The sequence below is a fragment of the Streptomyces sp. NPDC012769 genome (assembly GCF_042901205.1).
Taxonomy (GTDB): Bacteria; Actinomycetota; Actinomycetes; order Streptomycetales; family Streptomycetaceae; genus Streptomyces.
The window spans coordinates 897,667-910,837 of the sequence record NZ_JBIBCP010000001.1; the positions used below are offsets into that span (position 1 = coordinate 897,667).

Annotated in this window: 7 protein-coding genes; 1 reads left to right on the top strand and 6 read right to left on the bottom strand. The window is 75.7% G+C overall.

The window, feature by feature from the left end; all coding sequences use genetic code 11:
* Positions 1–16 precede the first annotated feature (16 nt).
* The 5 genes from ACFY7C_RS04095 to ACFY7C_RS04115 form a co-directional block, all read right to left on the bottom strand.
* Complete coding sequence (locus ACFY7C_RS04095) at positions 17–4,897, bottom strand: NaeI family type II restriction endonuclease (protein WP_389643372.1); 4,881 nt, start codon at positions 4,895–4,897, stop codon at positions 17–19.
* Positions 4,890–5,834: an AAA family ATPase gene (locus ACFY7C_RS04100; protein ID WP_389643375.1), complete on the bottom strand. Its 945-nt coding sequence runs from the start codon at positions 5,832–5,834 to the stop codon at positions 4,890–4,892. The genes ACFY7C_RS04095 and ACFY7C_RS04100 overlap by 8 nt, the downstream gene beginning before the upstream one ends.
* Positions 5,831–8,047 (bottom strand): hypothetical protein, encoded by a 2,217-nt coding sequence (locus ACFY7C_RS04105; RefSeq protein ID WP_389643378.1) that lies wholly within the window; start codon positions 8,045–8,047, stop codon positions 5,831–5,833. The genes ACFY7C_RS04100 and ACFY7C_RS04105 overlap by 4 nt, the downstream gene beginning before the upstream one ends.
* Positions 8,044–9,003, bottom strand: coding sequence for an alpha/beta hydrolase (locus tag ACFY7C_RS04110; protein ID WP_389643381.1), 960 nt, complete (start codon positions 9,001–9,003; stop codon positions 8,044–8,046). The genes ACFY7C_RS04105 and ACFY7C_RS04110 overlap by 4 nt, the downstream gene beginning before the upstream one ends.
* A 541-nt stretch (positions 9,004–9,544) precedes the next feature.
* The gene (locus tag ACFY7C_RS04115; protein WP_389643384.1) at positions 9,545–10,069 is read right to left on the bottom strand and encodes a hypothetical protein; all 525 of its coding nucleotides are present in this window, start codon (positions 10,067–10,069) and stop codon (positions 9,545–9,547) included.
* 143 nt (positions 10,070–10,212) lie between these two features.
* On the opposite strand from ACFY7C_RS04115, the gene ACFY7C_RS04120 reads away from it, so the two are divergent.
* Entirely contained in the window at positions 10,213–11,358 is a 1,146-nt protein-coding gene (locus ACFY7C_RS04120) for a winged helix DNA-binding domain-containing protein (RefSeq protein ID WP_389643386.1), read from the top strand.
* A 358-nt stretch (positions 11,359–11,716) separates the two neighbouring features.
* Here ACFY7C_RS04120 and ACFY7C_RS04125 read toward each other — a convergent pair whose 3' ends face one another.
* Complete coding sequence (locus tag ACFY7C_RS04125) at positions 11,717–12,919, bottom strand: cytochrome P450 (protein ID WP_389643389.1); 1,203 nt, start codon at positions 12,917–12,919, stop codon at positions 11,717–11,719.
* Between the last annotated feature and the right edge of the window lie 252 nt (positions 12,920–13,171).

Genomic DNA, 13,171 nt, shown 5'->3' on the forward strand with positions numbered 1-13,171 from the left:
GTCCGGCGCCGGGCCGTCAGCGGGTGCGCACGCCCGGGAAGCCGCCCGGCAGCGGCGCGCGTTCGTCCTCCTCACGGGCCACGACCCAGGCGGCGCCGTCCACGGCGACCGACGGCCGGTCGCCGTGCTCGGGCAGTCGCCGGACGAGCGGCACGCACACGTACTCCCCGGGCCGCGGAACGGGCTGCCGCAGCGCCTCAGCCATGGCCCGGCCCCGCGCGTTGCCCGCCAGGAGCAGCAGCCCGTCCTCGCGGAGCTCCGCGCCGGCGAGGCGCACCACCCACTCCTTCTCCCACGCGCTCTCGCGTACCAGGGGGCGCAGCGCGGCGGCGGAGACGGCGCGGAACGGGATCCGGCGGAACAGTTCGGCGACGCGCTGCACGTCGTCGGACCGGGCGAGCACGGCCTCGCGGTCCTCGGCGTCGAGGCGAAGGAGGACGTTCTCGGGCAGCAGCGCGTCCCGGTGCAGCCAGAGCACCGAACCGGGCGTCAGGGGGCCTTCCTTGACCCGCACGAGACCGGCCGACCACCGCCCCCGCCAGTCCTCCGGGAAGACGGCCAGGCACGCGGACCCTTCCGCCTCGGCCTCGAACGGCGTCCTTCCCAGGCGGTCGAGGGAGAGCCGCACCCGGAACGGCACCGCTCCCTGCGGGCGCTCCCACAGCAGGCTGCCCGTACGGCCGGCCGGTGCGGGTCCGAAGGGGAAGACCTCGCACAGCGCCTTCGCGAACTCGGCTTCCAGGAGCGCCCGCTGGTCTGCGCCGAGCTCCTGTACGTCGAACAGCCCGGTGTGCCACGTGCCGAGGGCGACATCGAGGCAGCGTCGCAGGATCCCCCCGAGGGTCCGCCCGTCGGAGTCCAGTTCGTTGAACGCCCTGGCCAGGGCGATGAGTTCGGCGTCATACGCGGAGAGGTCGACGCGCGGGACGAGGATGACGCACACCACCTCGCCCGAGCGGCTGCGCACCTCACGCGGGTCGAAGCGACCGGTGAGGGCCCCGTCGTCGTCCTCGCCCGCCATCGCCTCGTACGCCTCCGGGGAGACACACAGCACGGCGTCGTCCGGGTAGTTGTCCGCCACGCGGACGAAGTCCGCCGAGCGCAGCATCGTCCGGGTGTACTCCACGGCGACGTCGGCGTCCGGGTCGAGCCCCACCGGGCCCCGGTGCACGGCAAGCCGTGGCACGCCCCGCAGACGGGTGGGGTATTGCCACCCCGGCAGCGCCTCGGTCAGGTCGCGCAGGAGCGGACCGATCGGCACGTCGCCGTCGACGAGCAGCAGGAGGCAGTCTCCGAACGACCGGGTCCGGAAGCGGCCGGGTCCGACGAGCGGATTCCTCCTGAGCAGGTCGTCCATCACCCGCGGCCGCCTGTCGCCGGGGGCGCCGACCGCGATGACGGTCGTCGCCTCTCCCCGCGCGGTACGGAGCAGCCGGCCGGCGTCCTCCCTGGCGATCGGGTCTCCGTCGCCGAGCCGGTCGAGGTGGTCCAGGAGGTCGAGCGCCCGCCGCGCCGTGCCCTCGGCCTCGGCGGGGCGGTCGAGTCGCAGCAGGGCGGCGGCGGTGCGGACGAGCGCCCGGGCCTCGCCCGCCCGCAGGCCACGGGCCCGGCAGTGGCCGGCCAACCGGCCGAGCACCGGGAGCACTTCCTCGTGCTCGCCGAGGGCGGTGAGGGCCTCCGCGAGGAGGTGCAGGAGGTCCCCGGTCTCCGGCGCCGTTTCGCCCCAGGGGTACGCCAGGGCCTCCTCGGCCCGGGAGGCGGCCGCCCGTGGCCCCTCCGGCATGACGGCCCACTCGATCCTCGCGAGCAGCAGGGCGGCCAGGCCGTACGTGGCGGGATCGCTCTGGAGTCGGGTGGGACCCACGTCCCGGAGGGCCTCCCAGGCGACGGCGGGCCGCCCGGACACGTACTCCGCCAGCGCCCTGACGAGCGCCGCCCGCACCTCGGCGTGACCTTCGTCCGACGGGTCCGGGGCGGTCGACTCGCCGAAGGTCGTGCCCGCCCCTACGAACCGCTCCGGGTGGAGCTCCGCCGCCCCGGCCTCATGGAGCAGCAGCAGTGTCTCCGCGTCCACACCGTCGAACGCTAGCGCGTTCGGAACCCACACCTCGGGCCTGGGTGCCCGTACGGCCCTGATCCGGAGGCGCTGGGACAGCAGGCCGTCCGGCTGCCGGTCGAGGTACAGGGCCGCCGCGGCCCGCCGGTAGAAGGGGCCGATCCGGGCGCGGGCCACCTCACGCCGCGCCTCGTAGCCCTCGAGCCGGGCCAGCTCGGCCTCGACGACCGCGGGGAAGGCGTACCGCCCGGGGCCCGGGTGCTCCAACAGGCCTTCCGCCACCAGGCTTTCGAGCTCGGCGGCGACCCGGTCGGGCTCCGCCCGCAGCACGGTCGCGGCCTCGTCTCGGGTGAACTCCCCGGCGGCCGCGACCGACAGGCCGACGAGGGTGGTGGCACGCCCTCGGGCCAGGTCGGTGAGCCAGAGCCGTACCGCGCTCGCCGGGCTCTCCGCCCGGCCCGTGTCCCGCCACTCGGCGGCGTACCGGCCGGCCTTGGGCACCACCATGGGGTCGCGCGAGCCGAAGGCGCCGCCGAGGATGCGCAGGGTGAGCGGCCACCAGGCGCCGTGTTCGGCGGGCTCGCCGGTGCCTTCGCCGGAGACGGCGAGCAGAAGCGCGGCGTCCCGGCCGGTGAGCGGGCGCAGTGCCACCCCGATGTGGCCCCGTGGCGTGTCACGGTTCTTCCGGGTGGTGAGGAGGACGGCACAGCCGCCGGGCATGCCGTCGGCGAGCTCCTCGGTGAGCTCGACGGAGAGCGTCTCCTCGCCCACGTCGTCCAGGACGAGCAGGACCCGCCGGCCTGCCAGCGCCTGGATGACGGCGTGGACGGCGACCCGCTCCCGGAGGTCCCCCCGGACGGGGCGGTCCTGCTGCGGGGCCGCCCCGTCCTCCGGCGCCCCGAGGTCGCCGAGCAGCCGCTGCAGCGCGGCCTCCGGCGCCACGGGATGGCGTCCGGAGCTCCGTAGCGGAACGAAGAACACCCCGTCGGGGAAGTGTTCGCGCACCCGATGGGCCACGTGCAGGGCGAGGGCGGTCCGCCCGGCGCCGGGCACGCCCGCCTCGGCGGTGATCCACGCGGCCGGCACCGTCCCCCCGCTCAGCTGCCGGACGAGTGCGTCGGCCTCGGCGGCATGGCCGACGTACGGCTCCGGTGCCGGGGGCAGGGCCGTCCCCGTCGTCGTGTCCCCCTCCCCCGGCGCGGCGTCCGGCTCGTCCTCCGGCCGGGGCTCCGCGAGTCCGAGGAGCTCCAGCGTGCGGCGGGAGGCGCGGGCGAAGGCCTCCTTCTCGGCCGCCAGGTCGCGCGGCCCCTCGCCGTCGTGGGCGACCGAGGGCAGACGGGTGCGGCCGGTGCCGCGGGAGGCGATGTGGTGGTCGAGTGCCTGGTGGAGGGCCCACACCTCGTGGGCGGGGAGGTGTTCGCGCAGGACTTCCTGGGCGTCGGGCGGCAGGACCAGTTCGACGGCTCCGGCCCCCGGCCCGGACCCCGGGTCGTCCCGCTCCACCACCTCGAAGACGCCGCTGGTGACGACCTCGGCCACGTCCGCCACCACCGCCTCCGGCACCAGCTTCTCGCGGACGAGGTTCAGCAGTCGCAGGCTCAGGCGGTCGAAGGGGGCGCAGAGCACGGCGAGCCGGGCCGCGCGGGGCGAGGCGGTGCGCAGGAAGCGGCGGGCGAGTTCGGCCGGCGGGAGGGGGGTGGCGCGCGGCCGGGCGGGGCCGGTGGCGGTGCGGCCGGTGGGCGGGACGAGGACGGCGGTGCAGCCCTCGGGGTCGCCCCGCATCAGGGTGTGCGACCAGCGGCCGAGGGAGTGCGGGGTGAGGGAGAGCACGGGGATCGGCAGCCAGGTGCCGTCGCCCCCGGCCCCTGCCCCGCTTCCTGCCCCGGCTCCCCCGCTGCCCTCTGTCGGCGGGCCCGGCAGCGCCGGTGGTACGACGGGGACGCGGCTGCGGTGGGTGCCCGGGGCGGCCGGGGTGAAGCGGGTGGTGGGCAGGTTGAGGCCGCCGCGGCGCCACAGTTTGGTGGGCAGCGGGTTGAGCACGGCGGTGGGGTGGGCGCCGGCCCAGTCCCTGAGGAGGTGCCAGATCTCGGGGCGGCGCCAGGCGTCGGCCATGCAGTCGGAGACCACGACGACGAGCCGGCGTCCGTCGGCCGAGCGGAGCGGTCCGGGGGCGCGGGGCGCGCCGCTCGGGTCGAAGGTGAGGTCGGTGACCTGGAGGGTGCGGAAGGCGCCGAGGCGGTCGAGGACGGCGGTGAATTCGGCGACGGTCTCGCCCCAGACCCGCATCCCGGGTGAGCGGTCGACGACGAGGACCAGGTCGAACCAGCGCTCGGGCGCGGCCTTCAGCACCGGGATCAGTTCGCCGCTGCGGGCGTAGCCGTCGACGGTGGCGTCGATGTCGAGGGCGCTGCGGCGGCCTTCCGGCCAGCGCCGTTTCCAGGGGCGCAGGGAGCGGGTGAGTTCGAGGGGGCGGGGCAGTCCGGCGGCGTGGGGCGCGGCGACGGCGTGGCCGCGGATCGGGACGGCGCTGCCGGGCAGCCGCTCGTGCAGGGGCCGGGACGCGGGGGCGGTGGTCTCGGGTGTGCCCGGCCGGGACACGGGTGCGGGGGCCGGTGGGGCCTTCGCGGTTTCCTCGGCGGCGTCGGCGGGCGGTCCGGGGAGCGCCCGGGTGGGCCGGTCCGGCTCCGTCGCCGGCGGGTGGGGTACGGGGCCGGGCCCGGCGCCCGTCCCCCGGCCGGCCATGTGGGCGGCCAGCCACAGCGCCTCCGCGAGCGCGGTGCCGTCCAGTTCGGGGGCGGCGGAGCGCAGCGCGGAGAGCAGCCGGGGCAGGGCATCAGGCATGCGAGAGCTCGCGCAGGATGAGGTCCTCGACGGCCTGGCGGCGTGCCTCGTCGGGGGCGTCGGTGCCGGACAGGAGGTGGACGGCGTTGAGGAGCTGGTCGACGGCGAGGCTCTCGCCGGCGCTGAGGCGTTCCAGGAAGGTGGTGACGAGCCGGCCGGCCTCGGGGGTGCCGGCCGTGCCGGCGCCCATGTGGGCCTCGACGATGCGGAGCAGGGTCTCGGGGCTGGGCAGGGGCATGGTGAAGCGGACGCAGCGGCGCAGGAAGGCGGCGGGGAAGTCGCGTTCGCCGTTGCTGGTCATGACGATGAACGGGAACTCGGTGCACTGCACGCGGCCGCGGTGCACCTCGTGGTGCCGGTCGCCCTGCCATTCCCGTACGGCGACGGTGTCCGTGCCGTAGCGGGCGAGTTCGGGGATCTCGAACTCGCCGCGCTCGAGGACGTCGAGGAGGTCGCTGGGCAGGTCGAGGTCGCTCTTGTCGATCTCGTCGACGAGCAGGGCGCGGGGTCGGTCGGCGGGCAGCAGGGCGGTGCCGAGGGGGCCCATGCGCAGGAAGGGGGCGATGTCGTCGCCCCCGGTGGGGCCCTGGAGGCGCTGGGCGTGGATGCGGCCGAGGGCGTCGTAACGGTAGAGGGCGTCGGCGAGGTTGCTGCGGGAGGTGATGTGCCAGCGCAGCACGGTGCCGAGGTCGAGTTCGGCGGCGACCTGTTCGATCACCGTGGACTTGCCGGAGCCGGCGGGTCCGGTGACCAGCAGCGGGCGGCGCAGCGCGAGTGCGGCGTTGACGGCCTCGACGAGGCCGGTCGGGGGCACGAACTGGCGGTGCAGGGAGCGGCGCGGGAACTCCCGCCACGGCGGGGCCGGGGGGAGTGCGACGCGGTCGGCGGGCTCGGCGGGCGGGGTGCCGTGGCCGGCGTAGAAGGGCTGCCAGGTCATGCGGGTTCCTCCCCGTGCGTCGGGAACGGCTCCGGGCGGAACCCTTCCCCGTCGATGTGCTCCTGATCCGTGTGTTCTCGATCGAACCAGGCGCAGAATTCCAGCCACTCGGGTCCGTCCCAGACGGTACGGAGCCGGGCGAGGTGGTGCAGGCCGCCGCCGTCGGGGGCGAGGGGCCGGTCGTCGGGGGCGGAGCAGGCGCTCCACTTCTCCCGGTAGGCGCGGCAGAACCCGACGGGCAGCAGGTGCCAGTGGGTATCCACGGTGCGCCGTACGGGTGGGGGCACGGCTGTGGCGTCGGGACGGGCCGGGTCGTCGTCGGGCCACAGGACGATGGGCGAGGAGGCGAGCAGGGTCTCCATCAGGTCTCCGAGCCGCTCGGGCCGGTGGGCCAGGGCGAGGGCGCGGGTGCGGGGCGTGCCGGCCAGCCGGGCGCGCAGCTCGGGGACGCGGCGGGTGTCGGCCTCGCCGAGCCAGTCGACGCGGCTGCCGTCGGCGCCGGGTCCCTGGTCGATGGCCTTGAGGATGTCGCGGGCCTGGTCGTTGATCCACCACAGGTGGTCGGGTGGCTGGATCCGGTCGCTCCAGCGCAGCACCACGTCGTAGCGGGTGCCGAGACGGATGCCGAAGTCGGTCTCCTCGGGGCGCCAGGTGGCGAGCAGGGGGGCGGGCGCGGCGATCTCCACCCGGCGCAGGGGCGTCTCGAGGGACCGAGCGCGTGCGGAGGCCCAGCGGAGCACTCCGCCGAGGGTGCGTTCGGTGCCGGCGCGGTCCTGGGTGGGGCAGGGGAACTCCTCGCGGTGGCGGACGGTGCCGCCGTCGAGGAGCCAGGCCGCGAGCGATTCGGGCCATTCGTCGCCGACGGCGGCGTGGAGGCTGACGACGAGCCGGAGCCGCCTCTCCTCGGTGCGTTCGGCGAGCCGGTCGAAGGCGTCGTTGAGGTCGATGACGGCGCCGGTCGCCTTCGCCCAGGCGCGCAGGGCGGGGTCCTGCGGGTCGACCGAGGTCTCGCGGGCCAGCAGGGCGATGAACTCGGCGAGCGGTTCGGTGCGGCTGCGGCCGGCGCGCGGGGCGCGCAGCAGGAGGTGTTCGACGGCGTCGCGGAGCAGGTCCGTGCCGGTGGAGTCGGGGAGCGGGGCGGGCGGGGCGGCCTCGACGCCGGCGAGGCCGCGGCGCAGCAGTGGGGTGGTGAGGGCGACGCCGGGCCAGGCGTCGAGCAGGTCGACGGTCCGGGCGGCGTTCCGCAGGGCGTCCAGGACACCTTGGGCCCATTGGCGTTCGGGGGCCGGCAGGGTGTCGACGCGTTCGCGCAGGGCCTCCAGGTCGTGGGGGCGGAGCTCGCCGGAGGCGGCGGCCGCGGTGATCTCGCCGTCAGCGGCACCGCCTGTGCTGTTCACGCCGTCGGCCTCGCCCGCGTCGGCGTGCAGGGGGCGCAGGGCCCGGGCGAGCTCGGCCCGGCCGACCGGGCCGAGCGGGGAGCCGGTGCGGCGGACGGCGTGCCGGGCGTTGCGGGCGAGCCAGAGCGGGCCGGCGGCGAACTGGGCGCCGTCGTAGTCGACGTGCTGGACGGCCTGGCCGAGGGCGCCGCCGTCCTCCCGTACGGCCCGGGCGACGACGGCTCCGGTCAGGGTCTCGCCCGCGTCGGGGATTCCTTCGTGGAGCACCTTGACGAGGGTGGTGCTGAAGCGGAGGGCGTAGGCCTCCTCGTCGGCGGCGGCGCCCATGAGCAGCGAGAGGCGGGTGTCGCCGCGCCGGATGCCGCCGGCGAGGGACTTCAGGTCGGGCAGGGCGTTGCCGGCGTGGCAGGTGTCGACGAGGGCGACGAGTCCGTCGAGGCCCGCGCTGTCGAGGAGCCCGCCGAGCAGCGAGCCGACGTCGACGGCGCTGAGCGGGTCCTCGGCACGGGAGTCGCCGGCCATGAAGTACAGCTGGGTGCCGGCGGCCATGCCGTGGCCGAGGAAGGCGAGGACGAGGACGGCGCCCGCCTCGGCGGCGGTGCGGCCGGCCCGGCGCACGGCGGTCTCGATCCGCTGCTGGGTGAGGCCGGGGCCGTAGAGGAGGGTGGGGCCGTGGGCCGGGTCCTTCTCGCAGGCGCCGGCCCATGGCGTGGTGAGGGTGTCGTGCAGGGAGCGGGCGGCTCGTTCGAGGTCGTCGAGCAGGCCGAGTTCGGGGCACTGGGCCCCGATCACCAGCACGTGCCGCGGTGCGCTCATCGCTCCGCGACGGTGGTGAGCGCTTCGACGAGGGGACCGGCGACGGCGGGCTGGGCCAGGTATTTGGCGGCCGGGTGGACCCAGGGGCCGTCGGAGTCGACGCGGTGGCTGGCGGGCACGACGGCGTCGGCGTTGGGCCGTACGAAGGTCTCCAGGAGCGGGCGGGCGGCCACGAGGTCGTCCCGGTCCCAGAAGTTGAGCCAGCGCCGGACGGAACCGGGCGTGCCGAGGGGGTGCGGGCGGACCCGGGGCTGGACGGCGGTGCGGATGCCGAGCGGTGAGCCGAGGGTGACGAAGAGGGGGACGTCGGCGGCCTGTTCGTGCAGGGTCTCCAGGGCGACGACGGTGCCGAGCGAGTGGGCGACGACGATGTTGGGGCCTTCGGGGTCCAGGCAGTCGGCGACCCGGGCGCGGATCCGCTGGTCGAGGCCGGTGGTGCCGTCGGTCTCGCCGCGATTGAGGTAGCGGGCGACCTGGCCGAGCATGCCGACGGTGGCGCGGGCGCTGAGCCAGCCGCCGACGGAGCGCATGCCGGGCACGGCGAGCAGGCTGGTCACGGCGTTGACCGCGCGCCGGGCGGGCGCGCCGGCGCCCTGGGCGCCGGCGGGCGGTGCGAGCCGGGTGCGGGCGGCGTGCAGGGCGCGGACCTCCGCCGGGTCGAGGGAGGCGTCGGCGAGGCGTTCCTCGACGGCTTCGAGGAGCAGCGCCGCGAGCAGCTCGTCGTCCTGCTCATCGGCGGTGCCGGCGGCCCCGCCCTGGGCTCCGGCGGTACGGAACAGGTCGCCGTAGTAGGCGAAGCGGGCGTCGGCGCCCCAGCCGCCGGTCAGGGCCGAGATCCGGGCGGAGTGCCCCGCGGCGCGGGCGCCCGCGGCGACGGCCCGCAGCCATTCGTCCAGGTCGGCCGCGGGGTCCCGGGGACCGCCGATGCCGTGGACGAAGACCAGGCGAGGCTTCATGGATCCCCCGTTCGACGCGTTGTTCAGCGGCCGATCCTCGCGGGTGCGGCGCCGCTGGAGCAAGCCGCCGGGGCGGCACCGGCGGGTCTCGGCCAACTCCCTGGTCAGCTTGGCGAGATGTACACCTTCCCTCCCGGCCGGGGAGCCGGGGCGCCCGCCCGGATGTGACGCCCCCGCTCCGGTCAGCGCGGGTCGGCCCCCGCACGAGGGCGTCGACGCAGGCGAGGGCGTCATGGGCCGCGCATTCCTTGGCGAGTTCGGCGGCGCGCTCGTGGAGGGAGGAGGTGTCGAGGACGGTGCCCACGGCCGCGCGCAGGGCCTCGTCGGCGGGGTCGGCGGTACGGAGGTTGAGGCCGGTGCCGCTGGGGTGCGGGTGTTGGGGGCGCGCGTGCGCGTGGTGACGCGTGGCGGCAAGCCTACGAGCTGCGGCGGCGTCCGCACGCGGCACGGGACCGCGACGGCGCGTCGAGGCGCCCGCCCCTCGTGGCGACGCCACCTCGTCCCCTTCCGTCCCCGCCCCTCCCGCATCGCCTCCTTACGGTCAGAACCGCCGGTGGCGACGCTTGGTCCTGGCCACCGCCCGCTCCCGGAACAGCCGTTGGTAGTCGGCGTACCGCTCTCCGCCGAGGCCGAAGCCCGCGCAGATCTCGGCCACGTTCTCGGCCTCCTCGGCGTCGCCGGCGAGCCCGATGTGCGCGAGCACCCAGAAACCCCGGTCGGCGGCGGCCCGGCACTCCTCCGCGATCGTCCCGGAGGCGCCGGAGGGGGCGTCGCATCCGGACATGTACCAGAGCGTCTGCAGCAGCACTCCGCGTGCCAGCGGCGACGGTCCTGAGGCGAGCGCGGCCAGGATCACGGCGACGGCCGGCGGCGAGCAGGGGAAGAGGGAACCGTTGCATTCGACATGGTCCTCGAGGGTGTAACCGATCATGTCCCGGGGCGTCCCGGCCTCCAGGATCGTCTCGAACATCAGCGGCAGATGCTCCGCGTCGTCCCCGCAACCGCAGCGCAGCGACGCCCAGTCGTGCCGCGCGAGTTCCGCCCGCACGAGCTCCCCGACCGCCATGCCGTTCCCCTCCCGCGTCCGTCCCCACACGTCCCTGGACGTCCCTGCCCGCGCTGCCCGCCCTGCCCGCGCTGTCGTCCCCGGGCCGCCGGGCTGGTCCACCCTCTCACCGGGCCGGACCGGGTGGCGGCAGAATCGTCCACGTGAAGATCACCGCGCGCGAGCTCAACCGGGCCACTCTCGGCCGCCAACTGCTCCTGGAGCGCCGGCCACTGGCCGTCACCGAGGGCGTCCGACGGATCGTGGCCCTTCAGGCGCAGCACCCCGGCTCTCCGTACGTGGCACTGTGGAACCGCCTCGCCGACTTCGAACCGGACGCGTTGGACGGCGCTTTGCTCCGCCGCGAGGTGGTGAAGGCGACGTTGATGCGGATCACGCTGCACGCGGTGCACGCCGAGGACTGCCCGGCGTTCCGGAAGGCGATGCAGCCGACGCTGTACGCCTCACGGCTCGGGTCCCGGTTCGCGGACGGCGGCCTCACGCCCGCCGACGCGCACGCCCTGCTGCCCGACCTGCTGTCCTTCGCCCAAGTGCCGCGCACCGCTGCGGAGATGAGGGCGTGGCTGGAACGGCGGGTCGGCCCGGACGCCCGAGAGGCGGCCTGGTGGGGGCTGCGCGGATACGCTCCGCTGCACCACCACCCCACGGGCGGACCCTGGTCCTTCGGCGACCGGCCCTCCTACGTGGCGGCCGGGACGGAGCCGGTGCCCGACGGTCGGGAGGACGTGCCCGCCGCGCTGCGGCACCTGCTGCTGCGCTACCTCGCGGGCTTCGGGCCGGCGTCGGTGGCGGACATGGCGCAGTTCGCCATGGTGCGGCGGACGCCGATCCGGCAGGTGCTGCGCGAGCTGGACGACACGCTGGAACGGCTCGAAGGCCCCGACGGCACAGTGCTCTTCGACCTGCCGGGGGCGCTCCGGCCGGCCGCGGAGACGCCGGCTCCGGCGCGGCTGATGGCGATGTGGGACAGCATCCTGCTGGCGTACGCGGACCGGAGTCGGGTGATACCGCCCGAGTACCGCCGGGTCGTGACCCGCGTCAACGGTGACGTGCTGCCGACGCTCCTGGTCGACGGGCGGGTGGCGGGCGTGTGGCGGCCGGTCGACGGCGGCATCGAGGCGACGGCGTTCCACGACCTGCCGGCCCGGGTGTGGGAGGAGCTCGCCGAGGAGTCCCGGTCGCTGCACGCCCTGCTCACGGCCCGCGACCCGGCGCTCTACCGGCGGTACGCCCACTGGTGGGCCAAGCTCCCGTCGGGGCGGACGCGGTTGCTCCCGGGCGCGGGCTGACCGTCTTCCGGAGCGGGCCGCGGGACGGGGCCCGCTCCGACAGGACCGGGCCGCACGGACAGGGCGGGCAGGACGGGCAGGATCGGACTCCCGGCCGTGGGTCCCAGGCTGTGGGTCGCGGGTCGCGGGTCGCGGGTCGCGGGTCGCGGGTCGCGTCGAGATATGTCGCCCGGCGCACGTCGGCCGGCGTGGCCGTGGCCCCCGCGCGGTCGCGCGCGAGGGCCACGGCTCATGGCGTGGCGCTGCCCTCCCTCGGGGCGGGCGGCGCGGTGGTCAGGTTCAGTGCCAGTACTTCATGTCCGTACCTCCTCCTCGGCGAAGGGCGGGCATCACACGCTCGGTGCTCAGTGCCAGTACTTCATGTCCTGACCTCCTCCCCCGTCGCGGGGCGCAGCGTCACCTCGAAGCGGTCGAGTCCGCGCAGGGTGAGGTTGCGCCGGTGGTGTGGTTCCGCGACCGCCCGCGCCGCGGGGTGGTCCGTGGCGAGGGTCCCGAGGACCGATCCGGCGAGCCGGATCGCCATGGACGCGCCCAGGCAGGCGTGGGCCCCGCGGCCGAACCCGAGGTGGGGGTTCGGGGCGCGGTCGAGTCGCAGCTCGGAGGGGCGGGCGAAGCGCAGCGGGTCATGGTTGGCCGCGCCCAGGAGCAGGGTCACCGGTTCGCCCGCCTTGACGGTGACGCCCGCGATGTCGGTGTCGGTGACGCAGACCCGGGCGTCGGCCTGGACCGGGGCGTCGTGGCGGACGAGTTCGTCGACGGCGGTGGCCGGTCCGGCGGCGCGGAAGGCGGCGAGGGCGCCGGGGGTGGTGAGCAGGGCCGCGGCGGCGTTGCCGAGGAGCCGGGAGGCGGACTCGTAGCCTGCGTGGAGGACGGCGCGCAGGCTGTTGCGCAGGACGGCCGGCTCGACGCCGCTCGCGTCGGCGTGGGCGGCGACGTACGCGATGAGGCCGCGCTCGGGCGGGTCCGCGAGCCAGCCGCCGGCGTACGCGGCGAGTTCGGCGCGGGCGGTGACGGCGGGTTCGTGCTTCTCCGGCCAGAGCCCGGCGTCCATGCCGTCGACGACGGTGCGGGACATGGGGACGAAGCGGTCGAGGTCGGGGGCGGGCACGCCGAGGAAGTCGGTGACGAAGCGCAGCGCGATCGGTTCGGCGAGCTCTCCGACGAGGTCGAAGGAGGGCCGGCGGGCCAGGTCGGCGAGGAGCTCCCTGACCTGGTGGCCGAGGCGCTCGTGCAGGGCGTGCCGGTCCTGGGCGCGGAAGCCGTCGAGGAGCAGGTGCCGGACGGCGGTGTGCTCGGGCGGGTCGAGGGTCTGGACGCTCAGCAGCGGCTCCGGGATGTCCTCGCCGGCCCGGCGCCAGTCGGAGGCGAAACGGGCGCTGTCGGTGAGGACGGCGAGGCAGTCGGCGTGCCGGGTGAGGACCCAGGAGCCGAGGGTCTCGTGCCAGAAGGCAGGGGTGTTTTCGCGCAACTCGGCATATGCCGGGTAGGGGTTCCGGAGGACGTCGGGACGGGCGAGTCGCAGGAGCGGATCGGCCTCCGCCGTCTGGTCGAGCAGTGCCACGAAACGTCTCCCCCTGCGCAGTAGGGCCTGGTGAGGCCGTAAATGCTTGCGGTTGAGCAGTGCGGAACAAACGTTTCGCCGGTGGGCGACGCCGTTCCGCGGGCAATCCTCCGTGCCGATGGCCGATGACGCTACCACGCAACTTCCGTGGCTGGTATGACTACCTGCCACAGATCTTTCCCACGCTCACGGGGAGTAGCGGATGCCGGATCAAGGTCAGGATCAAGGTCAGGATCAAGGTCAGGATCAAGG

Bases quoted from the DNA above. Each gene is read 5' to 3' on its own strand.
- ACFY7C_RS04095 (WP_389643372.1), bottom strand. From the start codon at position 4,897: ATGCCTGATGCCCTGCCCCGGCTGCTCTCCGCGCTGCGCTCCGCCGCC.
- ACFY7C_RS04100 (WP_389643375.1), bottom strand. From the start codon at position 5,834: ATGACCTGGCAGCCCTTCTACGCCGGCCACGGCACCCCGCCCGCCGAG.
- ACFY7C_RS04105 (WP_389643378.1), bottom strand. From the start codon at position 8,047: ATGAGCGCACCGCGGCACGTGCTGGTGATCGGGGCCCAGTGCCCCGAA.
- ACFY7C_RS04110 (WP_389643381.1), bottom strand. From the start codon at position 9,003: ATGAAGCCTCGCCTGGTCTTCGTCCACGGCATCGGCGGTCCCCGGGAC.
- ACFY7C_RS04115 (WP_389643384.1), bottom strand. From the start codon at position 10,069: ATGGCGGTCGGGGAGCTCGTGCGGGCGGAACTCGCGCGGCACGACTGG.